Consider the following 25,680-nt stretch of genomic DNA (forward strand, 5'->3'; position numbering starts at 1 on the left):
GGGGACCGGCGCAGGGACTGGCTTACTGGTTGCTCAATTCAGTAGACTCTCGATGGCGCCACGAAGTTCACTGCCCGCCTTGTTTTCGAGCTGATCCATGGCATCGTCGAGACGCTTGTTGGCCTCTTCACCGGCACGCTCGGTCACTTCCTGACGCAGCAGCTCGCCCAGCGCGGCCTGCAGCGCCTGGCGATCGAAGCGGCACCACTCCGCACTGTCACCACCCAGCTGCCCTTCGCAATGCACCGGGAACGGCACGTCCCGGAGCCGGGGATTGACCTCGCAGGCCGCATCGACCGTATCGGTAAAGCGCGCATCGGCCGTGAGATCGAAACGTTCGCTGGCCACATCGAGCTGGCCCTGGCCGCTGACACCGATTCCCGGCAGCGACGCCTCGAGGTCATCGCTGGTCGCCACGCCATCGCGAATCCGGAAGCTGGCCTCGGCCTGCTGAATCGGCGTCCCCGACTGCCACTCGCGGCTGGTGCTCTTGCCTGCGAAACTGGCCACGGTAGTGCACAACTGGCGCGAGATATTGACCTCGCCGAGCTGCCCTTTCTCGAGCCGAGCATCCAGTTGGCCGTTCAAGCCACGCTTCAGCTCGTGGAGGCTGTTGCCACGGCTCTCGAGCGCGCCGTTGCTCTGCAGCCGCCCCTGGATGGCCGAGGGCTGTTCGTTCAGCGACTCCATCAGGCTGCCCAGGCGCAGATTGCTGACCGTCGGCGACAGCTGCCAGGCCAGCGGCGTGTCCCGTGCATCGAGGCTGCCGGTCGCCGCCAGCTGGCCTTCATGAAAGCCGGCCTCGAAGTGTGTCAGCCGGTGCTGGCCCTGCTCACCCTGCAGACGCAGCACCACATCCCGGAAGTGTTGCTGCAGCAGCTGCAGCTCGCCGAGCTCGAGGCTGGCATCGAGGTCCAGCCCTCCCAGCCAGGCAGCCGGCAGCAGCCCCTGGGCTGGTTCGGCATGGGCGCGGTTGACCAGGCTCAGGCTGGCGTTGCCCTCGGCATCCGGCGTCTGAGGCGGCAGGTAGTCATCCAGGTTCAGGCTGTCGCCCTGCAGGTCGAGAGTCAGGCTCGAGGCATCGAAGCGCCCCGCCAGCTGACCATTGAAGGTGCTGCCATCCAGTTTCAGCGTCAGGTCCTGCAGGGCGATGCGCTCGAGGTCACCCTCCACCGAGCTGCTCAGCCCCAGCTCCCCGAAGGCGGCATCACTGGAAGTCGTCGGCATGGCCTGCAGCCGGCTCAGCCAGGGGCGCAGTGAAAGAGGCGCCAGGCTTGCCTGGCCACGATAGGCAGGTGCCGACAGCAGCTCGCTGAACCGCAGGTTTCCCGTCAATTCCAGGCCATCGGGCCCGGTCAGCTCGACCTCGCGCAGATGAGCACTCTGTGCCTTGAGGTCGGCGTCCAGTTGAAAGCCCATGGCCAGTGGCAGACGCTTCTCGCCGAGCCGCGGATCGAGCAGGCCGACATCCAGTTGGCCATCGGTCAGCTGAAGCTGCTGCTGATCCAGGTCGATAACCGACTCGGCGGCATTCAGGCTGGCCTTCTGCGCCGACTCATCACCCGCGAAGCGTGAATCGGCCTGCAGGGCCAACTTCTGAAGTACATGTCGTCCCTCGGCCAGGCCCATGTCGACCTGTGTCTTGAGGGTGACATCACTGATCAGCAACGGCGCCTCATTGGCCTTGTTGTCGTCGAGAATCAGGCGCAGGCTGGCATTGAGCGGAAACGCCTGATCCGGATTGACATTGCTGCCGGTCACATTGAGCTGCTGCAGGGTCATCTCGCGGCCTGCCTGCAGGTCCCGGTAATTGACCTGCCCCTGGCGCACCTGAACGCTGGCGATATTGAGTGCCACCGACAGGGCACTGCCATCCGCATCGGGGTTGGGCCCGGCGCTGGCCGGCGCCAGGGCCTGCTCGGCCTGCTCGCCGCGATCGCGCAGACGCTCCATCAGCGCCTGCCAGTTGCCGCGGCCTTCGGCATCGCGTACCAGGTTGAGGCGCAGGCCATCGATGGTCAGACCCTCGATGGCAATCTCGCCGCCCAACAGCGGCGCGAACGCCAGGCTGACCTCGCCATTCTCGAAGGCGGCAAAGGGCCGCTCCTCGGGTGGCTGATCCGGCAGCCGCGCTTCGGCCGACTCCACACTGACCCCCAGGCGCGGGTAGAAGGACCAACTGAGCGGCCCTTCAAGCTCCAGCTCCAGGCCGCTGTGCTCGCGCACCACTTCGACGAGACGCGGCTTGAGATCCTCCGGGTCGAAGAAGGTGGTCACGAACACCACCGCTGCCACCGCGACCAGGCCCAGAATGCCGATGGTAGCTAACAGGGTACGCAAGATTCGCTTCATGGCCCGGCTCCTTTGGGCGGCAGGTCGAGTTCGAAATAATCACCGGTCTGTGTCAGGCGATAGCCCAGGCCTCTCAGCAGCAACTGGTCGGCCATGGCCAGCTGCGAGCTTATCACGCGCAGCTGACGCCCCTCCTGGCTGGCCGACTGGTGCGTCAGGGTGAGCAGTCGCGAGCCGACCCCGCGTCGCCGGGTCGACTTGCGCACGCACAGGTGGCCGAGCCACCAGGCCTCGGACTGCGGCGTCACGGCCACCGCCCCGAGCAGCCGGTCATTGAAATGCGCGCAGCAGAAAAAGCGTGCCGCCTCGGCCAGATGCTCGCTCACGAAGTCCTCCGGCGCCTGCGGCATGCGCTCGGCTGGAGCATCCACGTAAATGCGCACCAGATCGGTACGCACCTGGGCATCCGACTCCCAGGTTGCCTGATCGACTCGCTGAAGCGTGACCGGCATGCAGGGTCCTCCCGTTAAAGGCAGCGGATACCGCGACGGCGGAATAGCTGGCATTGTAGCGGATCGGGGTCGCGTTTCACTATAATGGCGAGGCTGCGTCGACATCCCCGGCATCGGCGCCACTCGGGCCCCTGCGGCCGGTCTTATTCTGACAAGCGCCAAGGCGCTGGAGATTCAACATGTCCGAGCGTACCGCCACGGTCACCCGCGACACCAAGGAAACCCGGATCACGGTCGCCATCGACCTCGACGGCCAGGGGCAGCTCAGCGGCGAATCCGGCGTGCACTTCCTCGATCATATGCTCGACCAGGTGGCACGTCATGGTCTGATCGACATCGACATGCAGGTCAGCGGCGACCTGCACATCGACGCTCACCACACTGTCGAGGATCTGGGCATCACGCTCGGCCAGGCCTTCGCCGGGGCCATCGGCGACAAGCGCGGCATCTACCGCTACGGTCACGCCTATGTACCACTGGACGAAGCCCTGTCGCGAGTCGTGATAGACTTCTCGGGTCGCCCCGGCCTGTTCATGAATGTCGAGTTCACGCGTGCCGTGCTGGGCCAGATGGACACTCAACTGTTCCAGGAGTTCTTTCAGGGCTTCGTCAATCATGCCGGCGTGACGCTGCATATCGACAACCTGAAAGGCTTCAATGCCCACCACCAGGCGGAAACCATCTTCAAGGCCTTCGGTCGCGCCCTGCGCATGGCCGCCGCCGAAGACCCGCGCATGACAGGCCGCATGCCGTCCACCAAGGGTAGCCTGTGACGCCGGCAAGCACGACAAACGCCAAGCACCGCGCAACAGAGTGGTTCATTCGGCCAGCTCTTCAAGCCGTGCTTCCTGAACCCGTCGACTGATACGAGGAAGACCCCATGACCATTGCCGTCATCGACTACGGAATGGGCAACCTGCATTCCGTCGCCAAGGCATTGGAGCACGTGACCCATGAAAACGTCGTGATCACCCGTGACGCGCGGCGCATCCATGGCGCCACGCGGCTGGTGCTGCCCGGCCAGGGCGCCATTCGCGACTGCATCGGCGAGCTCGAGCGCACCGAACTGCGCGGCATGGTCGACGAGTTGCTGGCCGCTCAGAAAAAGCCCTTGCTGGGCATCTGCGTCGGTCAACAGATGCTTCACAAGCACAGCGAAGAAAATGGCGGCGTCGACTGCCTGGGCTTCATGCCCGGCGAGGTGCGCCGCTTCCCGGTCGACATGACCGACGAGAGCGGCAACCGCTGCAAGGTCCCCCACATGGGCTGGAACCTGGTGCACCAGCATCAGAAGCATCCGCTCTGGGAAGGCATCGACCAGAACGAGCACTTCTACTTCGTGCACAGCTACTACGTCGAGGTCGATGACGACAGCGTGCTGTTCGGCGCCACCGATTACGGCCGCGTCAACGCCCATGTGGCCACCGGGCGCGATGCCACCTTTGCGGTGCAGTTCCATCCGGAAAAGAGCTCCCGGGCCGGCCTCAGGCTGCTCGAAAACTTCGTCCAATGGATGCCCTGAACGGCGCCCGCGCTGGAGGATTCAACATGCTGGTAATTCCCGCCATCGACCTCAAGGATGGCCAATGCGTTCGCCTCAAGCAGGGGCGCATGGACGACGCGACCACCTACGGTGACGACCCCGTGGCCATGGCGGCCCGCTGGGTCGAGGCCGGTGCCCGGCACCTGCACCTGGTCGACCTCAACGGCGCCTTCGAAGGACGGCCGATCAACGGCGACGCCGTCACCGAGATCGCCCGCGCCTACCCCAGGCTGCCGATCCAGATCGGCGGCGGCATTCGCAGTGCCGCTACCATCGAGCACTACCTGGACGCCGGCGTGTCCCAGGTCATCATCGGCACCAAGGCGGTCAAGGAGCCGGACTTCGTGACCCAGATGTGCCGCGCCTTCCCGGGCCACATCACCGTCGGCCTGGATGCCCGCGATGGCTTCGTGGCCACCGACGGCTGGGCCGAGGTATCGACGCTCAAGGCCACCGAGCTGGCCAAGCGCTTCGCCGACGACGGCGTCTCGGCCATCGTCTACACCGACATCGCCCGGGACGGCATGATGGGCGGCGTCAACATCGAGGCCACCGCCGAACTGGCCCGCCAGGGCGGTCTGCCGGTAATCGCCTCCGGCGGGGTCACCAACCTGGATGACCTGCGCGCCCTGATCGAGGCCGAGGAGCCGGGTATCCTCGGCGCCATCACCGGCCGCGCCATCTACGAAGGCAGCCTGGACGTGGCCGCAGGCCAGCGGCTGTGCGACGAACTCACCCGCCACCGAACCGGGAGCTGAATCATGGGACTCGCCAAGCGCATCATTCCCTGCCTGGACGTCGACGCAGGCCGGGTGGTCAAGGGCGTCAACTTCGTGGGTATCCGCGATGCCGGCGACCCGGTGGAAGTCGCCCAGCGCTACAACCACCAGGGCGCCGATGAGATCACCTTCCTCGACATCACCGCCAGCCACGAGGACCGCGCCACCACGGTGGAAATGGTCGAGCGCATCGCCGGAGAGGTCTTCATTCCGCTGACCGTGGGCGGCGGCATTCGCACCTGCGATGACATCCGCACCATGCTCAACGCCGGCGCCGACAAGGTCTCGATCAATACCGCCGCCGTGCACGACCCCGACTTCGTGTATGAGGCCGCCGAACGCTTCGGCAGCCAGTGCATCGTCGTCGCCATCGACGCCAAGCGGGTCTCCGCGGACGGCGAGACCCCGCGCTGGGAAATCTTCACCCATGGCGGACGCCGCCCCACCGGCCTCGACGCCGTGGAATGGGCACAGAAGATGGTCGAACTGGGCGCCGGCGAGCTGCTGCTGACCAGCATGGACCGCGACGGCACCCGTCAGGGCTTCGACATCGGCGTGACGCGTGCCATCAGCGACGCGGTCAGTGTGCCGGTAATCGCCTCCGGCGGCGTCGGCACCCTCGACCACCTGGTGGAAGGCATCAAGGATGGCGGTGCCGACGCGGTGCTGGCGGCCAGCATCTTTCACTTCGGTGAATACAGCATCCCCGAAGCCAAGCGTCACATGACCGACAACGGCATCGAGATGCGCCGCTGAGCCGGCTCAGGGGGCCGCCGCCGCCCCCGGTGCGACATCGAGCCGCTCCGCCAGCGCTGCCAGGCCCTCCTCGGCGCTGGCGGATACCTTCACCGCGAACAGCTCATCGGCTCGCGTGCGCCCCAGATTGAGGCAGGCCAGGGGTTGTCCGGCCCGGGCGGCACGCCGCGCGAAGCGATAGCCGGAATAGACCATCAGCGACGAACCGACCACCAGCAGGCCCGAGCTTTCATCCAGCAGCGCGAAGGCCTCCTCCACCGTGTGACGCGGCACGCTGTCGCCGAAGAAGACCACATCCGGCTTCCAGACCCCTTCACTGCACCCGGCGCAGGCCGGTACCCGAAAGTCGCTGAAATCCCGCTCCAGGTCGGCATCGCCATCCGGCGCGGCATGCGCCCCCAGCGCCAGCCACTGCGGATTGAGGGCTCCCAGCTCGTCATGCAGGTCCTGACGCGGGCGCGTCGCGCCACAGCCCATGCAACGCACCACATCGGCGCGCCCATGCAGGTCGATCACCCGCCGCGAGCCGGCACGCTGATGCAGCCCATCGACATTCTGGGTGATGATGCCGGCGACGCTGCCCTGCCGCTCCAGACGCGCCAGAGCATGATGGGCCGCATTGGGCTGCGCCTGGTTCAGGGTGCGGAAGCCGACCAGGGCACGCGCCCAGTAGCGCTGGCGAGCGGCGTGGGACACCATGAATACCTGATGTTGCATGGGCGGGGAACGCTTCCAGTCGCCCTGGTCGTCACGGTAATCGGGAATGCCGCTGGCCGTGCTGATACCCGCCCCCGTCAGCACCGTCAAGCGCGGCGTCTCCACCATGAAGGCCATCAGTGAGGCGATCGCGTCTTGCTCCATGTGAGTTCCCCGCTTGTCCATCGAGCTTCGAGCATGGCCTTGATGGGCCAGGATTGTCTAGAATGGAACCCTCCCCATGGGCAAGGACTCTCGATGGCCTGGCTGGAATACCTGCTGCCGCTGATCTTTCTGTTCCCGCTCGCGGCCACGGCCGTGGTCGTGCTGGCCTTGCGCAATCTGCATGACGCCAGGGTCAGCTCGCCGTTCGATGCCCATCGCCTGCGCGAACCGGGCCAGTCACTGCGCGACCGGCTCGACCAGGCCTTCACCGGCCTGTTCCTCAATGGCGCCCTGGGCCCGATCATCACCATGGCGCCGCTGGTCTACGGCATGGGCCGCATGCTCTTCGCCGATCAGCAGAACTGGCTGGAATGGAGCTTCTATGGGGCCCTCTCGACCCTGCTGGTGCTGGTCTTCTGCCTGCGCCTGATCCGCGACTTCCAGCGCATCCGGCGCCTCAAGCTGGGCCTGGCCTGCGAACTGGCCGTGGGCCAGGAACTGTCGCGACTGATCCGGCCGGAGGCCCATCCCTATTTCGTGTTTCATGACGTCAGCCTCGAACGCTCCACAGAGCGCGGCAACAGCCTGGACCATGTCGCGGTCACGCCGCACGGCGTCTTCGCCATCGAGACACGCGCCCGTACACCCGCCGTGCTGCCCTCCGGGGAAGACAACAATGTCGTGGTCGTGGAGAAGGAACGGCTACGCTTCCCCGGCTGGAAGGAGCGTCGAGCGCTGCGCGAGACACGCCACGCCACCCGCTCGCTGGCCCGCTGGCTGGAACGGCAGACCGGCCAATCGGTGCCGGTACAGGGCGTGCTGGTGCTTCCCGGCTGGCAGATCGAGCAGGCCGACAAGGCCGGCGACCTGCTGGTAGTCAGTGGTGAAGGCCTGGCCGACTATCTCGACCAGCCGTCCCCGAACCGGCAAGCGGCCCGGGCGTTCGACGACACTACCCACGACGCCGTCATCCGCGTGTTGCGCCGGCACGCGCTGTCGAACCCGGGCAAGACGGCTTAAAAGGCCGCGATCTCGATCACCGCCGGACAGTCCCCCAGCCCCAGTTTCACCAGGCTCTCGGGGGCCGGGAAGTCCGTCAGGCGTTGCGCGTCGATACCGATGCGCACTTCGGTCAACAGCCGGTTGCCGTCTCCCCCGCACTCCAGGCGCAGGGCACGCCCCTTGCCCTCGCCGAAGGCCGACTCGAAGGCTCCGATCAGGTCATTGCGACGCACCTCGCCGCCACGCTGGGTGACCACGAAGTCGGTAAAGGCACTGTCGTTGACGGTCTCGACCAGGGCCACCGAGGTCTCGAACAGATCCTCGGCGGAGAGCCGCAGGCAGGAGGCATGCTTGGCATACTGATAGCGTCCCAGGCAGCTCGCCCGCCCCGGCATGACCGCATCCAGTTGCGTATCCAGCGCCTCCGAAAGCCCCAGCGGCGAATGCTCACAGAAGCCGCCCGAGGGGCGTTCGCGCTCGATGAAACAGCCCTGCCGCCACCAGCGCTGACGCTCGACCCCGCGCTCTTCCAGCTGGTGAGGCAGGGACGGCCAGAGCCCATGCAGCACGAAGCCGGCCTCGCTGCCACGCCGCAACCGCGCCTCGCGACACTCGCGCGGCGGGTCGTGCCGTGTGGCACAGAACCCCGGATGCCAGGTCAGCGCCAGGGTGTAATGATCGAAGCCCCGGGCCTCGATCGACGGCACCTCACCGGGTGCGTCCGCCACGGCCGACACCGGGCCCAGCAGACTGATGCCCAGCATCAACGCCATTGCCAGGTGACGCCGGCCCCCTGACGACCAGCCGCTGAATAATGCTTGCCATAAGCGGCGCCGCGGATAATAATCCGCTCGCCTCGCCGGAGATACACTTCTTCTATCCATGAAACTCATCACATTCGACGTCTTTCGCACCCTGGGCATCCCTGGCGTGCGTTATATCAAGCCCGACCACATGTTCGACCATCTCGAGGAAATCCGCCAGGCCGACTGGTTGCTGTTTCCCGAGTACTGGCAGATCAACAGCCTGCTGTACGGCCTCGGCGCCCGCATCTTCCCGAGCCCGGCCAGCTACTACCTGGGCCATGACAAGGTCGAGCAGACGCGCGCCTTCCTGGCCCTGTGCCCGGAGCATCTGCCCGCCACCGAGATCCTCGGCACCTCGCCGGCCTCGCTGGACAAGGCCGAGGCCCGTTTCGGCTACCCCTTCATCGCCAAGCGCATCAAGAGCTCGATGGGCCAGGGCGTCAGCCTGATCGAGTCACGCCCGGCACTGCTGGCGCATGTCGCCGAAGAGAGCGTGCTCTACGCTCAGCAGCGCCTGCCCATCGACCGCGACCTGCGCATCGTCATCGTGGGAGGCGAGCTGATTGCCGCCTACTGGCGCGTCACCCCGCTGGGCGGCTATCGCGCCAATGTCAGCCAGGGCGGTCATATCCAGGAGGGTGAGATTCCCGCGTCGGCCGTCGCGCTGGCCCAGCGCCTGGCGCGAGAACTCGGCATCGACCATGCCGGCTTCGACATCGCCATGCACGACGGCCAACCCTATATCCTCGAGTTCAACCGGCTGTTCGGCAACCAGGGCATCCGCGACAGCAGCAAGCGCATCGGCCAGGCCATCCAGCGCGTGCTGCGCGCCAGCGGCGCCGATCGTGATCCGGACGGCGAGCCGCCGCTGCGCCTCAGCGCCTGAACCGCGGCCGGCCGCTCAGTCGCCCTTGAGGCGCCCGCCCATCTCCTGGGCCAGATCCACGGCATAGTGGTCGGTCATGCCACCGATGAAATCGAGCATGCGGCGATAGCTGTCGTACAGCGACCAGGAACGCAGCGGGGTGTTCTCGCCGATCAGCGCCAACACCCGCTGGTGCTTGAAGTTGGAATGTCCGGTGTGATGCAGCTCGTGCGCGGCGCCGATGAAGGCCTCGAGCAGGATGCCCAGGGTCGTGTAGGCGCCGATTTCCAGCTTGGCCTTGCGCTCATTGCGGAAGATGCGCTCGCGGGCCAGATCCTTGGCGGCCTTCACGCCCCAGTCCAGATCCGGATGACAGAGCTCCAGCAGATCATGCTGCAGGGTGCCGGCCAGCAGCTCGCCCTCGTGCTGCACGAAGACCTTGGTCACTTCCTTGACCGCCTGCTCCATGGCCGCGCCGCGCAGGGCGGCAATGCGCCGCCGCTGGGAGACGCCATCCTCGCGCATGGTGGCATAATCCGGGGGCTCGCCACCGGCGATCTGGGTCAGGATATCGGCCACTTCCTCGAAACGCAGGATGCCCATTTCCAGGCCATCCTCGAGATCCAGCAGCGCATAGCAGATATCATCGGCGGCCTCGACCAGCCAGGCCAGCGGGTGCCGGCACCAGCGATTCTCGCCCTGGGGCAGCAGGCCGAGACGGTCGGCCACCTCATTGAGCAACGGCAGCTCGCTCTGGTAACAGCCGAACTTGCCCCGCGATCCACCATGATCCACCGCCCACGGGTACTTGAGCAGCGTGCCCAGGGTAGCGCCGGTCAAGCGCATGCCACCGCGAAACTGGTTGTACTCGATCTGGGTGACGATACGAAAGCCCTGGGCATTGCCCTCGTAGGTCAGCAGATCCTCGCGCTCCATGTCCGACAGCCCGTCGAGCAGGCCACTGCCATCCAGGGCGGCACGCTTGAACCAGTCGCGGATGGCATATTCCCCGGCATGGCCGAAGGGCGGGTTGCCGATGTCATGGCCCAGGCAGGCCGCCTGGACGATCACCCCCAGATCCGCTGGCGTGATGCCGGCAGGCAGCCGATGGTGCAGCTCCTCGCCGACACTCATGCCCAGCGAACGCCCCACGCAGCCCACTTCCAGGGAATGCGTCAAGCGGGTGTGAATATGATCGTTGTCGGTCAGCGGATGCACCTGGGTCTTGCGCCCCAGGCGGCGAAACGAGCCGGCGAAGACAATGCGATCGTGATCCTTGTGAAACGGGCTACGGCCTGTCTCGCCACGTGCCACGCCGCGTTCATCGTGCAGGCGGGCCGGATCGAGCAGGCGCTCCCAGGTCATCTGCGTCATGGAGCCTCCTTGAGGCCCCCATTCTGGCACCATGGCTCGGTCTCGCCCAGCCGTTGGCGCGGATTTTTGTCCTATTCCAGGCGTTTCTTGATGACCAGCGCATAGGCCAGGCCGGCCAGCAGCAGCGACACGGCAAACGCATAGATACCGATCGAGATGCCGCTGCTCCACAGGATGCTCCAGTCACCCCCGGAGATCGACATGGCACGCCGCAGGTTGAACTCCATCTGCCCGCCCAGCAGCAGCCCCAGCACGACCGGCACCGTGGGGATGTCCAGCTTGCGCAGCAGGTAGCCGAGCACGCCGAAGCCCAGCATCATGTAGAGGTCGAAGGCGCTGTTGTTGAGCGAGAAGATGCCCACGAACGCCACCAGCGTGACCATCGGCATCAGGAACCAGGCCGGCGCCTGCAGCACCTTGGCGAACAGCCCCACCAGCGGGATGTTCAGCACCAGCAGCATCAGGTTGCCGATGAACAGCGCCGCCACCAGCCCCCAGACCATGTCCGGCTGCTGTTCGAACAGCAACGGGCCCGGCGTGATGTTCATCGACAACAGCAGGGCCAGCAGGATCGCCGTGGTGCCACTGCCCGGGATGCCCAACGACAGCATGGGGATCAGGGCACCGCCGGCCGCCGCATTGTTGCCGGCCTCCGGCGCCGCCACACCGCGAGGATCACCGGAGCCGAATCGTCCCCGGGTGCCCCACCAGCGCTTCTCCAGCACATAGGCCAGAAAGCTGCCCAGCGAGGCCCCGGCACCGGGCAGCACACCGGAAATAAAGCCGATGATCGAGCCACGCCCGATGGTCGGCGCACAGGAAAGCGAACGGCGCATGCCGGGCATCGCCGAACCGACCTTCAGCGAAGCGGTCGCCGTGTCCCGATCCCGCTCGAGAAACAGCAGGCACTCGGACACCGCGAACAGGCCGACCAGCGCCACGATATAGTCGATGCCGTCATAGAGCTCGTACCAGCCGAAGGTATAGCGATCCACGCTGGACACCGGGTCGATCCCCACCGTGCCCAGCAGCAGGCCCAGCGCCGCGGCGATGAAGCTCTTGGTAAAACTGCCGCTGGTTACCCCGCCGATGGTCGCGAAGGCCAGCACGAAGAGCGCAAAGTACTCCGCCGGGCCGAAGCGAATGGCGACCTTGACCAGCAGCGGCGCAAACAGCGTCAGACCGATGGTCGCAATGATGGCACCGACGAAGGATGCCACCGCCGAGAGCCCCAACGCCTCGCCACCACGCCCGGCCTGGGCCATGGGGTAGCCGTCCAGGGTGGTCATCATGGCCGGCTCGTCGCCGGGTATGTTGAGCACGATGGAGCTGATGCGGCCGCCATACATGCAACCGTAATAGACGCTGACCAGCAGAATCAGCGCCGCCGTGGGCTCGAGCCCGAAGTTGAAGGCCAGCGGAATCAGCAGGGCCACCCCGTTGACCGGGCCCAGGCCCGGCAGGGCGCCGATCAGGGTGCCGATGGTACAGCCGATCATCGCCAACAGCAGATGCTGGGGCTGCAGTGCGACGGCAAACCCATGAATCAGAAAATCGAGAACATCCATAAAACGCTATACACCCAGGCCGGGCATGTCGGGCAGGGGAATCCCCAGCGCAAACTCGAACAGCAGGTACAGCGACAGCCCCAGCAGCACGCCGTACGGCAGGGCTTGTCGCCAGTTGGCACCGAACAGGCGCAACAACAGCACGGCGGTCACCAGGGTCGTGGGCACAAAGCCCCAGGGCTCGATAAAGGCTGCATAGGTCCCCAGCACCAGCAGCACCCCGAGTTGACGGCACAACGCTGCCGCGCCCGGCCAGCGATGATTGATACCGGGACGCACCATCAGATAAAGGGCCAGCAGGCCCAGTGGCACGCAGACCAGGCGCGGGAAGACCGCCGGGCCGACGGGCTGCATGAAGCCCGCCACGAAGTTCTGGGCATGCCACCAGGCCGCCAGGGCCAGTACCGCCAGCACCGCCCCGGCGATGCGATCCCCCAGGGCGGCGCGTTCTACCGGTGCCTCCGCATTCACTGCATCACTCCGATCTCGCGCGAAATTTCCTCGACGTCTTCGATGGACTGGCGCACGAAGTTGCTGAACTCTTCTCCACCACGCCACAAGGGAACCAGGCCATTCTGTGCCGCCACTTCCTTCCATTCATCGCTGTCGTAAAGCGACTTCAGGGTGTCGACCATGGCGTTGTAGTCGTCATCCGACACCTCGCCCCCGGTGTAGAAGCCACGCCAGTTATAGCCCGTCACGTCATAGCCCTGGGACACCGCCGTCGGCAGTTCCTCGAACGGCTCGGGCAGCGGTTCCTCGGCCAACACCGCCAGGGTTCGCACATCCCCCGACTCGATGAAGCCGGCAATCTCGCCCAGGTCCGTGGATACCACATCCACATGGCCGCCCATCATCTGCGTCACGGCGGGTCCGCCACCATCGAACTGGACCCAGCGCATCGCTCCGATCTGATCACCGGGCAGTCCCGCCGCCTTGGCCAGGCGCAGGGCACGGATATGATCCCAGCCACCGGCGCCGCTGGAGCCTGCCATGGCCACCGAGGACGGATCCTCGACGATATCCTCGAGCAGCTGGTCGAGGGTCTCGTAGGGGCTGTCATCATCGACCAGGATCACCCCCACATCGGTGCCCAGCATGGCCAGCCAGCGCATGGCGTCGGCCCCTTCCGGGTAGCGACCCTGAGCGATCTGGGTCACCCCGACCGTGCTGGTGGCCACCATCAGGTTGCTGTCATCGGCTCGCTTGCTGGCCACATTGGAGAACGCCACGGCACCCACGCCACCCGGCATGTTGGTGACCTGGACACTGCCATCCACCAGCTCCAGCTCACGCATCAGCTTGCCCACCGAGCGGCAGGTGAAGTCCCAGCCGCCACCCGGGTCGGCGGGGGCGATGCATTCATCGATGGGCAGGGCCTGGCTCGGCAGGCTGACGACGAGCCCCAGGCCCAGCAGTGCGGAGGCACCCAGGCGGGGAATGATCTTGGTGGTTTGAGTCGACATCGTTCTGCTCCTTGTTGTTGTCATCAATCAATACTGTGTCTTGCAGTTACAACGGCGATTGCTCATATAACGCCCTTGTCCCTCAATGCCTGCTGGGCGGCGTCATCCAGCCCCAGGTCGTCGAGCAGACTCGCGGTATGCTCGCCGAGCCCCGGCACCGGAAAATGCAGCGACGCCGGCGCTTCGCTCATCTTCACCGGAAACCCGGTGGTCGGCACCTGCCCATGTTCGCCCTGATCGAGCTGCAGCATCATCTGCTGAGCCACCACCTGGGGGTCCTCGAAGGTCTCGCGCAGATCCTGGACGCGCCCGCAGGGCACGCCGGCTTCATTGAAGTGGGCGATCCATTCCTCGACGCTGCGCTGTGAAATGACCTGGTTGAGCAGTTCGCGCAACGGCTCGCGGTTGGCCATGCGCCGGCGGTTGTCGGCGAAGCGTTCTTCCTCCAGCAGCTCCTGCATGTTCAGGGCACCGAGGAAACGCTCGACCATGATGTCATTGCTCGGCGCAATGGCGACCTCGCCGTCACTGGCCTGGAAGAGCCCGTAGGGATAGAGCATGGGGTGGTCATTGCCGGTGCGCCCGGGCACCTCGCCGGTGGCGAAGTACTCCGCCGCCAGGTAGCCCATCATACTGATCAGCCCATTGGTCAGCGCCGTCTCGACGATCTCGCCCTGCCCGGTGCGTGCGCGTCGCACCAGGGCCGCACTGATGCCGAAGGCCAGGTTCTGGCTGGCCACCATGTCGCTGATCGGCGGCGCCGCGCGCATGGGCTCGCCGTCCGGCGGTCCGTTGACGCCCATGAAGCCGCTCATGGCCTGGGCGATGAAGTCGTAGGCCGGCCGGTCACGATAGGGGCCGGTGGAGCCGAAGCCATTGATGCGCCCCACCACCAGGTGGGGAAAGCGCTCGCGCAGGGTGGCGTCATCCAGCCCCATTTTGGCCATGACCCCCGGACGGAAGTTTTCCACCAGCACATCGGCGTCATCCAGCAGGCGGCACAGGATCTCTCTGCCCGCCTCCTGACGCAGATCCAGCGTCAGCGAGCGCTTGTTGCGATTGAACTGGGCGAAGTACCAGCTGAAGCCGTTCACCATATTGCCCTGGGAGCGCACGATGTCGCCCCGGCCGGGCGGCTCGACCTTGATCACCTCGGCACCATGGTCGCCCAGCATCTGGGTACAGAAGGGCCCGGAAATCACCCGGGTCAGGTCGATCACGCGGATGCCCTCGAGGGAGCCTCCGGACTGGGACGGCGAATCCGACATCATCATCCTCGTGCAGTGGGAACGGCGGAAGCATCATGCAGCGCCAGGCGCGGCCCCGCCCGGGATACCTGGGCCGGCAGCGCCCGCCCCATCAGGCGCGTGGCGACACCGGCGGTCTCTATCATGCCGTCGAGGCTCAGGCCGCTGTCGATGCCCATTTCGTCGAGCAGGTAGACCAGATCCTCGCTGGCGATGTTGCCCGAGGCGCCGGGCGCGAAGGGGCAACCGCCCAGCCCGCCGATGGCGCTCTCGTAGTCCTCGACGCCCAGCGCCAGCCCCTGCATGACATTGGCCAGCCCGATGCCGCGGGTATTATGGAAATGCAGGGCCGGCACGACCTCCGGCACCACCTCGCGCAGGTGCTGAATCCGCTCGCTCACCAGCGGCGGTGTGGCCATGCCGGTGGTATCGCCCAGCGCGATGCGCCGAATGCCTAGCCCGGCCATGTCGCGGGCGATGCGTCCCACCTGCTCGACCGGCACATCGCCCTCGAAGGGGCAGCCGAAGCTGGTGGCGATGGCGCCACGCAATTCGATGCCGCTGCCTTCAAGGCGGCGCGCCACCGCCGCGAAGCCGGCCAGCGACTCGGCCACCGAGGCATTGACGTTGCGAGCGTTGTGCGTCTCGGAGGCAGAGACAAACAGCACCACGGCATCGACGCCCGCCGCCAGGGCGCGTTCGGCGCCACGCACATTGGGCACCAGCGCCGAGAGATGCACATCAGCGCGACGCGCGCGCACCGCCGCCACCAGCTCACTGGCATCACTCAGCGCCGGCACCGCCCTGGGGCTGACGAAGGAGGTCAGCTCGAAGGTCGTGACACCGGCCGCCAGCAGGGATTCGACCAGGGCGAGCTTGTCGACCGTGCTCAGCACGACCGGCTCGTTCTGCAGGCCGTCGCGCAGCCCGACCTCGGTGATCCGGACGCGCGACGGTGGATTCGCGACCTGGGACATCCCGCCTCCTGAACGATGGGACAAACTATCAGCCGCCTCACTATAGGACGGCCGCCGGCGCCCCGCCCATTCCCCTTTTGTTTAGGAAAACACTGCCCCCTCGGGAAGCGCGGCGCTGAGCCGCAATATGCTATGGTCCAGGCGCTGTCATCCTATCCCCCTTCAACCGGAGCCCGACCCATGTCCAGTGAAGCCCCTGCTACCCCGGCAGCCCGTCTGGCGGCCCTGCGCGAGGCCATGCGCGAACACGCCATCGATGCCTGGTGGTTGCCGTCTTCCGACCCGCACAACTCCGAGTACCTGCCGGCGCACTGGGGTGGCCGCGCCTGGCTGTCGGGGTTCGACGGCTCGGTGGGCACCTTGGTGGTCACGCAGGAACGCGCCGGCCTCTGGGTCGACAGCCGCTACTGGGTGCAGGCCGAGGCACAGCTGGCCGGCAGTGGCATCGAGCTGATGAAGCTTCACCCCGGTCAGGGCGATGCGCCGATCGACTGGCTGGCCGAGCAATTGCCCTCCGGTGCCAGCCTGGGCTTCGATGCCCAGGTGGTCTCCCTGGCCAGTGCCCGGCGGCTGGACGAAAAGCTGTCGGCGGCGGACATCCGGCTGCGCAGTGATCTGGACCTGCTCGACGCCATCTGGCCGGACCGGCCTGACCTGCCCGAGGCGCCGCTCTATGCCCACGATCCCGCCTACCTGGACGAGAGCCGTGCCGAGCGTCTCGCCCGTGTGCGCGACAGAATGGCCGAGCGGGATGCCGACTGGCACCCCATTTCGACGCTGGACGATATCGCCTGGCTGACCCAGCTTCGCGGTGACGATGTCGACTTCAATCCGGTCTTCCTGGCCCACCTGCTGCTCGGCCGCGAGAGCGCGACGCTGTTCGTCGCCCCCGGCAAGCTGGATGACTCGCTGACGCAGGCCCTCGCCGACGATGGCATCCGGGTGGCGCCCTATGCCGACTGGACGGCACAACTCGCGGCACTGCCGGACGCCGCGCGTGTCCTGATTGACCCGGCCCGCCTGACCCTGGGCACCCGCGAGGCCCTGCCCGGCACGGCCGATCTGATCGAGGCCTACCAGCCCAGCACCCTGCTCAAGGGGCGCAAGAGCGAAAACGACCTGAAGCACGTCCGACAGGCCATGGAAGAGGACGGCGCCGCCCTGTGCGAATTCTTCGCCTGGCTGGAGGCGGCACTCGAGCGCGGCGAGACGGTCACCGAACTGACCGTCGACGAACAGCTCACCGGGGCACGCGCCGCGCGCCCCGGCTTCGTCAGCCGCAGCTTCTCGACCATAGCCGCCTTCAACGCCAACGGCGCCCTGCCGCACTATCACGCCATCCCCGAGGCTCACTCGGCCATCGAGGGCAATGGCCTGCTGCTGATCGACTCAGGTGGCCAGTATCCCGGCGGCACCACCGACATCACCCGGGTGGTACCGGTCGGCGAGATCAGCGCGGCGCAGCGCGAGGACTACACCCTGGTGCTCAAGGGCACCATCGGACTCTCCCGCAGCCACTTCCCGCGCGGCATTCCCTCGGCCCAGCTCGACGCCATCGCCCGGGCGCCGCTGTGGCGCACCGGCCGCGACTACGGGCATGGCACCGGGCATGGCGTGGGCTACTTCCTCAACGTCCACGAAGGCCCGCAGGTCATCGCCTGGCAGGCGCCCACGGCGCCGCACACCGCCATGCAACCGGGCATGATCACCTCCATCGAGCCCGGTGTGTACCGCCCCGGCCAATGGGGCATTCGCATCGAGAACCTGGTGGCCAACCGCCCGGCGGTCGAGAGCGAATTCGGCGACTTCCTGTACTTCGAGACACTGACGCTGTGCCCCATCGACACCCGCTGCATCGACCCCAGCCTGCTCGACGACAGCGAGATCGATTGGCTCGACGCCTACCACGCCGAGGTCCGCGAACGGCTCGCGCCCAAGCTCGACGGCGACGCCCTCGCCTGGTTGGAGAAGCGTACCCAGCCGCTGGCACGCAATCAGAAGTAGCGAGGAACGAGGAACGAGGAACGAGGAACGAGGAACGAGGAACGAGGAACGAGGAACGAGGAACGAGGAACGAGGAACGAGGAACGAGGAACGAGGAACGAGCAGGATGGTGGCTCCGGCCGCTCAGCCATCAAGCCGGCACGCGAGGCGTGAGGCGTGAGGCGTGAGGCGAGCGGGATGGTGGCTCCGGCCGCTCAGCCCCCAAAACCTCCCGCATGACGCGCGGCTCGATTCTCGCAGCTCGTGGCTCGTAGCTCGTGGCTCAGTCCTCCGCCATCTCCGGCAGCAGCGTCTTGAGCTTGCGGGTCAGGGTGTTGCGGCCCCAGCCGAGCAGCTCGGCGGCGTCGCCCTTGCGCCCGCCGGTGTGCTTGAGCGCGGTCTCGATGAGGATCTTCTCGAAGTCGGGCACGGCTTCTTCCAGCAGGTGGGTGTGGCCGGCCGCCAGGGCGCGGTCGGCCCAGTCGCGGAAGGCGACGCGCCAGTCCCCGGAGACGCCGACGCTCTCGGCATCCCGCAGTTCCGGGGGCAGATCCTCGACCATCACCTCGCGCCCCGACGCCATCACGGTCAGCCAGCGGCAGGTATTTTCCAGCTGACGCACATTGCCGTGCCACGGCAGGCGGGTCAGGTGCGTCTCGGCTTCCTCGGTCAGCACCTTGGCGTCCGTCGACAACTCCTTGGCCGCCTCGATCAGGAAGTGCCGGGCCAGCCGCGGAATGTCCTCGCGTCGGTCGGCCAGCTTGGGCAGATGCACGCGGATCACATTGAGGCGGTGGAAGAGGTCCTCGCGGAAGCGCCCTTCATTGACCAGTTCCTCGAGGTGCTGGTGGGTCGCCGCGATGATGCGCACGTCCACCTTGACCGGGGTGTGACCGCCGACGCGATAGAACTCGCCATCCGCCAGCACGCGCAACAGCCGGGTCTGGGTCTCGGCCGGCATGTCGCCGATCTCGTCGAGAAACAGGGTGCCACCATCGGCCTGCTCGAATCGCCCCTGGCGCTGCGCCGTGGCGCCGGTGAAGGCGCCCTTCTCGTGGCCGAACAGCTCGGATTCGATCAGGTCCCGCGGAATCGCCGCCATGTTCAGGGCGATGAAGGGCTTGCTGCCGCGTGGGCTGTGCTGGTGCAACGCCTGCGCCACGCGCTCCTTGCCGGTCCCCGACTCGCCGTTGATCAGCACCGTGATGTGCGACTGCGCCAGCCGACCGATGGCGCGGAAGACCTCCTGCATGGCCGGCGCCTCGCCGATGATCTCGGTCTCCAGTCCCTCGGGGGGCGTGACCGGGCGCTCACGCTCCCGGGCATGGGCCACGGCACGACGCACCAGGGCCAGCGCCTCGTCGACATCGAAGGGCTTGGGCAGGTACTCGAAGGCGCCACCCTGGTAGGACGCCACGGCACTGTCGAGGTCCGAGTGCGCCGTCATGACGATCACCGGCAGGTCCGGATGGGATTCGCGCACGCGCGCCATCAGGTCCAGGCCGTCGATGCCCGGCATGCGAATATCGGTCACCAGCACATCCGGCGGGTCCTCGAGCAGGCGGGGCAGGACGTTATCGGCGCGCTCGACGCACTCGACCTCCAGATCGGGCTGCGCCAGCGCCCGCTCCAGCACCCAGCGGATGGCGCGGTCGTCGTCGACGATCATGACGCGAGCGACTTCACTCATGAGGTTTCTCCAGCGGAATAAGCAGGCGGAATTCGGTATGGCCGGGCGCGGAATCGCACTCGATCAGCCCGTGATGGCGATGCAGGACCGACTGGGCAATCGACAGCCCCAGCCCACTGCCCTCGGCGCGCCCCGAGACCATGGGATAGAAGAGGGTTTCGCGCAGCCGCTCCGGAATCCCCGGACCGTTGTCGATGATGGTCACCTCGCAGACCAGCCGGTGGCGCTCGGCGCCCAGGGTGAACTGGCGACGCGCCCGCGTGCGCAGCATCAGGCTGGGCGCCGGCACATCGGACTCGGTCATGGCCTCCACGGCATTGCGCGCCACATTGAGGATGGCCTGGATCATCTGCGCCTCATCCCCCGAGAGTTCCGGCAGGCTCGGGTCATAGTCACGGATGATGGTCACGCTCGGATGCTCGACCACCAGCAGCGAGCGCACCCGCTCCAGCGCCTTGTGAATGTTCAGCGACGCATGCCGCTCGACCTGGTTCGGACCCAGCATGGCATCCACCATGTCGCGCAGGCGGTCGACCTCCTCGATGATGATTCGCGTAAACTCCGTCAACTGCGAGCCTTCGAGGTCGCGCTCGAGCAACTGCGCCGCCCCGCGAATTCCCCCCAGCGGGTTCTTGACCTCATGTGCCAGCCCCCGCGCCAGCACCTTGATGGTCTCCTGCCGTGTCTGCAGGGCCTCTTCCCGCGAAATGCGCAGCAGACGGTCACGCGGCTCGACCTCCAGCAGCAGCTCGTCCGCCGTCAAGGGCGTCACGGTGTAGTCCACGGTCAACATGTCCCCGGTCGCCAGCGTCAGGCGTGCCTCGCGCTGGGTGAAGGGGTGAAACTCGTCACGCGCCTTGGCCAGCAGTTCGCCGATGTCGGCCTCGCTGGAGATCAGTTCCGGCAACGCCTGGCCCTGCACCCGCATATGGCTGAGAGCCAGCAGGGCCTCGGCGGCCGGGTTCATCCATTGCAGCCGCAACTCGCCGTCGAGCAGCAGTACGGCGGTGGTGAGATGTTCCATCAAGCGTTGATACATGGACGGTCCCGAGGTGCGCGAAGAAGAAGTATCCGGCCGGGGCCAGGCCATCCCGGGAGACGCCTGACCCGCTGGGAGAGATCGTTGCAAAAAGCACGCCATGTCACCGGCGCCGACACATGGGCCCCGGCGCATGACGGCATCTCACACTATGCACCATTTTAGTGCACAAGCATGGTGCATGCACACGGCTGGAGAAGCCCGTGCGCCACCCACGCACACCCAGCGAGCAGGCTGCGACGTCAGTCGCGGGAAGCGGCAGCAGGCCGATTGACGCTGGCTCGGCGCACATGCAACGTCACTGCCGGAGTGCGGCGCAGCACCTGTGCGCCTTGATCGAGCAACTCGGCCTGTAGGCGGTGACGGCCCCGCGCCAGATTGGTGAGCGGGATGGCCGGCTCACGCGTCGCGCTGCCGACGAGTTCCCCATCGAGGCGCAGGCGCCACCGATGCCCCGCCCGCAGGGCCGGACGAATGGCCAGGCGCACCTGCACATTACCCGCGGCACCGGTCGGCAGGGTGCTCTCGTCGGCAGGCGTGGCGATCGCAAAGGTGGTGTAGGCCGGCCGCGAAGCACCCGCCCGACGCGGCCCGTCGTCCCTGGCGGTCGGCGCGGCCGACGCCCCCGGCAGGGCCGGCACCACGCTGATCGGCGCCAGCTCGACGGGCTCGCCGCCGCTGGCCGGGTCATCCGAGTAGCGCACCCGCCCCTGGGCATCGGTCGCGCGATACAGTGTCTCGGCGAATACGACCAGGGGGAGAATGAGGGTCAGGCAGAGTGCCAGGCCCCGCAGGCCATTGCGGGTCATGGTCAGGCTCCCGGCGTTCTCGACGCCGACATGGGCTCACGCCCCGACTATAGATCAGCGCCGCGGCGTTCGCCGGGCCGGGGCCCAGCGGCCTTCCCACATCGCCGGCACCACTGGCCGGTGACGCAGCCAGAAAGGGCACGCCCGCAGGCGTGCCCTTGTCGATACCGGGAGAGCGGCGCCGAGCGCCGCCTCTTCTCAGCAGCTGTAGTACATGTCGAACTCGATCGGGTGAGTCGTCATGCGCAGGCGCTCGATATCCTCGGACTTGAGCTCGATGTAGGCATCGATCGTCTCGTCGGTGAAGACGCCACCCTCAGTGAGGAAGCTACGGTCGGCATCCAGTGCCGCCAGCGCCTGATCCAGGCTCTCGGCCACGGTCGGAATGGCCTTGCCTTCTTCCGGCGGCAGGTCATAGAGGTTCTTGTCCATGGCATCGCCGGGATGGATCTTGTTCTTGATGCCATCGATGCCGGCCATCAGCATCGCCGCGAAGCACAGGTAGGGGTTGGCGGTCGGGTCCGGGAAGCGAAGCTCGACGCGCTTGCCCTTGGGGCTGGCAGTATACGGGATGCGGATGGAAGCGGAGCGGTTACGGGCGCTGTAGGCCAGCATCACCGGCGCCTCGAAGCCCGGCACCAGACGCTTGTAGGAGTTGGTCGAAGCGTTGGCGAAGGCGTTCAGGGCGCGTGCGTGCTTGATCACGCCGCCGATGTAGTACAGCGCCATTTCCGAGAGGCCGGCGTATTCGTCACCGGCAAACTGGTTCTGGCCGTCCTTCCAGAAGGACTGGTGAACGTGCATGCCGCTGCCGTTGTCACCCACCACCGGCTTGGGCATGAAGGTCGCCGTCTTGCCGTAGGCGTGGGCCACGTTGTGCACCACGTACTTCATTTCCTGAAGTTCGTCGGCCTTCTTCACCAGGGTGTTGAACTTGACGCCGATCTCATTCTGGCCGGCGTTGGAGACCTCATGGTGATGCACTTCGACGCTCTGGCCGATGGCCTCCAGGGTGTTGCACATGGCGCCCCGCATGTCATGGAAGCTGTCGACCGGCGGCACCGGGAAGTAGCCGCCTTTGACGCGCGGCCGGTGGCCCATGTTGCCGCCCTCGACGTGGCGATCGGTGGCCCAGGCACCTTCCTCGGAGCTGATCTTGTACATGGCGCCTTCGATGTCGGCTTTCCAGTGCACTTCGTCGAAGATGAAGAACTCGGGCTCCGGGCCAAAGAAGGCGGTGTCGCCCAGGCCGGAAGACTGCAGATAGGCCTCGGCACGCTTGGCGATGGAACGCGGGTCGCGCTCATAACCCTGCATGGTGGCGGGCTCGATGATGTCGCAACGCAGGACCAGGGTCGCGTCTTCGGTAAAGGGATCGAGATAGCCGGTACCGTCTTCCGGACGCAGGATCATGTCCGACTCGTTGATGCCCTTCCAGCCGTTGATGGAAGACCCATCGAACATCTGGCCGTTCTCGAAGAACTCTTCGTCGACATCCCGAGCCGGGATGGTCACGTGCTGTTCCTTGCCTTTGGTATCGGTGAAGCGCAGGTCGATCCACTTCACATCGTGCTCTTCAATCAGGGCGAGAGTCTTGTCAGACATGAGGTCCTCCACAAATGAGCTTGGCTCGTTAACTCTGAAGCGTATTCAAAGCGTCCTGGCCGCTGGTCGGGTAGCCATTGTTGTAGCACGCAGTGGTGCAGCTGCCTACAACCGCCAGGACGACCATGGCGTTTGCAATGATGAAGCAGAAAGCGTGCCAAAATGGCGCACGCCACACCGATGAAAAAATAACCACATGATATCAAAGGGAAATATTTATATCCTGCGATGCCCCACATGAATGCCGCGGCCGATATCCCCCGCGTCAGGGGCATCCAGGGCCCGTTTCAGCGAACCAAAACAGGGCACGAAACACCCTGACGCACCATAAAGGTGCACCGTGGCGGCTCGCTCGCGTCCCGGCACCCGACCGGCCAGGCCAGCCGCCCGCACTTCGCTCTCACGCCCTTGCCAACCCCACCGTGGCGCGCCTTGTACCCGGCCCGCCGCGCGTATCACACAAATACGCTATTACCTGGCCGGCCTAGCCTGTACAATGCGCGCCCTAAACTTCCCTGCCCCGCGCCTAGGGTACTGAACACAACGTGTACATAGGTGCGTACAAACTGGCGATCCACACCCTATGAGCACGAACGCAAGTTCCAACATCGCGAACCTTCGCAACATTGCCATCATCGCTCACGTCGATCATGGCAAGACCACCCTGGTCGACAAGCTCCTCCAGCAGTCCGGCACCCTGGACCGCAAGGCGGAAGCCCAGGAGCGCATCATGGACTCCAACGACCAGGAGAAGGAACGCGGTATCACCATCCTGGCCAAGAACACGGCCATCCGCTGGCATAGCCCGGAAGACCGCGACTACCACATCAACATCGTCGATACGCCGGGACACGCCGACTTCGGCGGCGAGGTCGAGCGCGTGATGTCGATGGTCGACTCGGTGCTGCTCATGGTCGACGCCGTCGATGGCCCCATGCCGCAGACGCGCTTCGTTACCCAGAAGGCCTTCGATCAGGGCCTCAAGCCGATCGTCGTGGTCAACAAGATCGACCGCCCGGGCGCGCGTCCGGACTGGGTCATCGATCAGATCTTCGACCTGTTCGACAACCTGGGCGCCAGTGAAGACCAGCTCGACTTCCCGATCATCTACTGCTCCGCCCTCAACGGCGTGGCCGGTGAAGAGCCGGACCAGCTGACCGACGACATGACACCGATGTTCCGTGCCATCGTCGATATCGTCGAGCCGCCCAAGGTCGAGCGCGAAGGTTCCCTGCAGATGCAGATCTCGGCGCTGGACTACAACAGCTATGTCGGCGTCATCGGCCTGGGCCGCATCACCCGCGGTGCCATGCGCCCCGGCCAGCAGGTCAGCGTGGTCACCAAGGAAGGCAAGGAGCGACGTGGCAAGATCGGCCAGGTCATGACCCACCTGGGCCTGGAGCGTGTCCAGACCGAAGAGGCCACCGCCGGCGACATCGTCTGCATCACCGGCATCGAGAACCTGGCCATTTCCGACACGATCTGCGACCCGAACAACGTCGAGGCCCTGCCGGCCCTGACGGTCGACGAGCCGACCGTCTCCATGACCTTCCAGGTCAACGACTCGCCGTTCGCCGGCCGGGACGGCAAGTTCGTCACCAGCCGCAACATCAAGGAGCGCCTCGAGCAGGAGCTGATCCACAACGTGGCGCTGCGTGTCGAGCAGGGCGACAGCCCCGAGAAGTTCGTCGTCTCCGGGCGTGGCGAGCTGCACCTGGCCGTGCTGATCGAAAGCATGCGTCGTGAAGGCTTCGAACTGTCGGTGGGCCGCCCCGAGGTCATCATCCGCGAGATCGACGGCGTCAACCAGGAGCCCTACGAAGAAGTCATCATCGACTGCGAAGAGCAGCACCAGGGCGCCATCATGGAAGAGCTCGGCTACCGCAAGGGCGAGCTCAAGAACATGCACCCCGACGGCAAGGGTCGTGTGCGCCTCGACTTCAGCATCCCGGCGCGCGGCCTGATCGGCTTCCGCGGCCAGTTCCTGACCCTGACCTCGGGCACCGGCATCCTGACCAGCCGTTTCGACTGCTATGGTCCGCTGCGCCCCGAGGCCTCCGTCGAACGCCGCAACGGCGTGCTGGTGTCCATGGTCAGCGGCAAGGCCCTGGCCTATGCCCTGTTCGCCCTGCAGGATCGCGGCAAGCTGCTCGTCGAGCACGGCACCGAGGTCTACGAAGGCATGCTGATCGGCATCAACAACCGTGCCGAAGACATGGTGGTCAACCCGACCAAGGCCAAGAAGCTCGACAACATGCGTTCTTCCGGCAGTGACGAAGCCCTGGTGCTCACTCCGCCCGTGCGCTTCACCCTGGAGCAGGCCGTGGAATTCCTCGACGACGACGAAATCGTCGAGGTCACTCCCAACCACGTCCGCCTGCGCAAGAAGCTGCTGTCCGAGAACGAGCGCAAGCGCTCCAAGAAGAACTGAGCGCCGTCCGGCCTTTCGGCATCACGCCAAGCCCACCCTCAGCGGTGGGCTTTTTGTTGGCGGGTCGTGCCTTGC

Annotated in this window: 22 protein-coding genes; 8 read left to right on the forward strand and 14 right to left on the reverse strand. The window is 66.1% G+C overall.

Annotated elements, in window-relative coordinates; all coding sequences use genetic code 11:
• Nucleotides 1-33 precede the first annotated feature (33 nt).
• Nucleotides 34-2,352, reverse strand: coding sequence for an AsmA family protein (locus QWY79_RS08785; protein ID WP_290271866.1), 2,319 nt, complete (start codon nt 2,350-2,352; stop codon nt 34-36).
• Nucleotides 2,349-2,804 (reverse strand): acetyl-CoA sensor PanZ family protein, encoded by a 456-nt coding sequence (locus QWY79_RS08790; RefSeq protein ID WP_290271868.1) that lies wholly within the window; start codon nt 2,802-2,804, stop codon nt 2,349-2,351. Before QWY79_RS08790 ends, QWY79_RS08785 begins: the two co-directional genes overlap by 4 nt.
• 179 nt (nt 2,805-2,983) lie before the next feature.
• On the opposite strand from QWY79_RS08790, the gene hisB reads away from it, so the two are divergent.
• From hisB to hisF, 4 genes are all read left to right on the forward strand, one after another.
• Complete coding sequence (gene hisB / locus QWY79_RS08795; protein WP_290271870.1) at nt 2,984-3,577, forward strand: imidazoleglycerol-phosphate dehydratase HisB; 594 nt, start codon at nt 2,984-2,986, stop codon at nt 3,575-3,577.
• Nucleotides 3,578-3,684: 107 nt separating this feature from the next.
• A complete protein-coding gene (gene hisH / locus QWY79_RS08800; protein WP_290271873.1) occupies nt 3,685-4,326 on the forward strand; it encodes an imidazole glycerol phosphate synthase subunit HisH in 642 nt (213 codons plus the stop codon).
• Between the two features lie 26 nt (nt 4,327-4,352).
• Nucleotides 4,353-5,105, forward strand: coding sequence for a 1-(5-phosphoribosyl)-5-[(5-phosphoribosylamino)methylideneamino]imidazole-4-carboxamide isomerase (gene hisA, locus QWY79_RS08805; protein WP_290271877.1), 753 nt, complete (start codon nt 4,353-4,355; stop codon nt 5,103-5,105).
• Nucleotides 5,106-5,108: 3 nt separating this feature from the next.
• Nucleotides 5,109-5,882 (forward strand): imidazole glycerol phosphate synthase subunit HisF, encoded by a 774-nt coding sequence (gene hisF / locus QWY79_RS08810; RefSeq protein ID WP_141321052.1) that lies wholly within the window; start codon nt 5,109-5,111, stop codon nt 5,880-5,882.
• A 6-nt stretch (nt 5,883-5,888) separates the two neighbouring features.
• Here hisF and QWY79_RS08815 read toward each other — a convergent pair whose 3' ends face one another.
• Nucleotides 5,889-6,764, reverse strand: coding sequence for an NAD-dependent protein deacetylase (locus QWY79_RS08815; RefSeq protein WP_290271880.1), 876 nt, complete (start codon nt 6,762-6,764; stop codon nt 5,889-5,891).
• Between the two features lie 72 nt (nt 6,765-6,836).
• On the opposite strand from QWY79_RS08815, the gene QWY79_RS08820 reads away from it, so the two are divergent.
• A complete protein-coding gene (locus tag QWY79_RS08820; RefSeq protein WP_290271883.1) occupies nt 6,837-7,763 on the forward strand; it encodes a nuclease-related domain-containing protein in 927 nt (308 codons plus the stop codon).
• Here QWY79_RS08820 and QWY79_RS08825 read toward each other — a convergent pair.
• Entirely contained in the window at nt 7,760-8,518 is a 759-nt protein-coding gene (locus QWY79_RS08825; RefSeq protein ID WP_290271885.1) for a ribonuclease T2 family protein, read from the reverse strand. The two genes, QWY79_RS08820 and QWY79_RS08825, sit on opposite strands and share 4 nt — an antisense overlap.
• A gap of 109 nt (nt 8,519-8,627) precedes the next feature.
• Between QWY79_RS08825 and QWY79_RS08830 the strand changes: the two genes are divergently transcribed.
• Nucleotides 8,628-9,437 carry an ATP-grasp domain-containing protein gene (locus tag QWY79_RS08830; protein ID WP_290271887.1) on the forward strand — a complete coding sequence of 270 codons (810 nt, stop codon included), beginning with the start codon at nt 8,628-8,630 and terminating at the stop codon, nt 9,435-9,437.
• Nucleotides 9,438-9,452: 15 nt separating this feature from the next.
• Here QWY79_RS08830 and QWY79_RS08835 read toward each other — a convergent pair whose 3' ends face one another.
• The 6 genes from QWY79_RS08835 to QWY79_RS08860 form a co-directional block, all read right to left on the reverse strand.
• Entirely contained in the window at nt 9,453-10,790 is a 1,338-nt protein-coding gene (locus tag QWY79_RS08835) for a deoxyguanosinetriphosphate triphosphohydrolase (protein WP_290271889.1), read from the reverse strand.
• Nucleotides 10,791-10,861: 71 nt separating this feature from the next.
• Nucleotides 10,862-12,358, reverse strand: a complete 1,497-nt coding sequence (locus QWY79_RS08840; protein ID WP_290271892.1) for a tripartite tricarboxylate transporter permease — start codon at nt 12,356-12,358, stop codon at nt 10,862-10,864.
• 6 nt (nt 12,359-12,364) lie between these two features.
• A complete protein-coding gene (locus QWY79_RS08845; RefSeq protein ID WP_290271894.1) occupies nt 12,365-12,829 on the reverse strand; it encodes a tripartite tricarboxylate transporter TctB family protein in 465 nt (154 codons plus the stop codon).
• Nucleotides 12,826-13,824, reverse strand: a complete 999-nt coding sequence (locus QWY79_RS08850; protein ID WP_290271896.1) for a Bug family tripartite tricarboxylate transporter substrate binding protein — start codon at nt 13,822-13,824, stop codon at nt 12,826-12,828. The genes QWY79_RS08845 and QWY79_RS08850 overlap by 4 nt, the downstream gene beginning before the upstream one ends.
• A gap of 62 nt (nt 13,825-13,886) precedes the next feature.
• The gene (locus tag QWY79_RS08855; RefSeq protein WP_290271898.1) at nt 13,887-15,092 is read right to left on the reverse strand and encodes a CaiB/BaiF CoA transferase family protein; all 1,206 of its coding nucleotides are present in this window, start codon (nt 15,090-15,092) and stop codon (nt 13,887-13,889) included.
• A 2-nt stretch (nt 15,093-15,094) separates the two neighbouring features.
• A complete protein-coding gene (locus QWY79_RS08860; protein ID WP_290271900.1) occupies nt 15,095-16,048 on the reverse strand; it encodes a hydroxymethylglutaryl-CoA lyase in 954 nt (317 codons plus the stop codon).
• 180 nt (nt 16,049-16,228) lie between these two features.
• On the opposite strand from QWY79_RS08860, the gene QWY79_RS08865 reads away from it, so the two are divergent.
• Nucleotides 16,229-18,052, forward strand: a complete 1,824-nt coding sequence (locus QWY79_RS08865; RefSeq protein ID WP_290271901.1) for an aminopeptidase P family protein — start codon at nt 16,229-16,231, stop codon at nt 18,050-18,052.
• Between the two features lie 262 nt (nt 18,053-18,314).
• On the opposite strand, the gene glnG is transcribed toward QWY79_RS08865, so the two are convergent.
• The 4 genes from glnG to glnA all read right to left on the reverse strand — a co-directional run bounded on the left by glnG (nt 18,315) and on the right by glnA (nt 23,174).
• On the reverse strand, nt 18,315-19,721 hold the full coding sequence (gene glnG, locus QWY79_RS08870) for a nitrogen regulation protein NR(I) (protein ID WP_290271904.1): 1,407 nt from the start codon (nt 19,719-19,721) through the stop codon (nt 18,315-18,317).
• Nucleotides 19,714-20,760, reverse strand: coding sequence for a nitrogen regulation protein NR(II) (gene glnL, locus QWY79_RS08875; RefSeq protein WP_290271908.1), 1,047 nt, complete (start codon nt 20,758-20,760; stop codon nt 19,714-19,716). The genes glnG and glnL overlap by 8 nt, the downstream gene beginning before the upstream one ends.
• 242 nt (nt 20,761-21,002) lie before the next feature.
• Complete coding sequence (locus QWY79_RS08880) at nt 21,003-21,569, reverse strand: DUF4124 domain-containing protein (protein ID WP_290271910.1); 567 nt, start codon at nt 21,567-21,569, stop codon at nt 21,003-21,005.
• A gap of 198 nt (nt 21,570-21,767) precedes the next feature.
• The gene (gene glnA, locus QWY79_RS08885; protein WP_290271912.1) at nt 21,768-23,174 is read right to left on the reverse strand and encodes a glutamate--ammonia ligase; all 1,407 of its coding nucleotides are present in this window, start codon (nt 23,172-23,174) and stop codon (nt 21,768-21,770) included.
• 583 nt (nt 23,175-23,757) lie between these two features.
• Here glnA and typA point away from each other — a divergent pair.
• A complete protein-coding gene (gene typA / locus QWY79_RS08890; protein ID WP_290271914.1) occupies nt 23,758-25,605 on the forward strand; it encodes a translational GTPase TypA in 1,848 nt (615 codons plus the stop codon).
• The last annotated feature ends 75 nt before the right edge of the window (nt 25,606-25,680 follow it).

This window comes from Halomonas sabkhae, assembly GCF_030409265.1.
Taxonomy (GTDB): Bacteria; Pseudomonadota; Gammaproteobacteria; order Pseudomonadales; family Halomonadaceae; genus Halomonas; species Halomonas halmophila.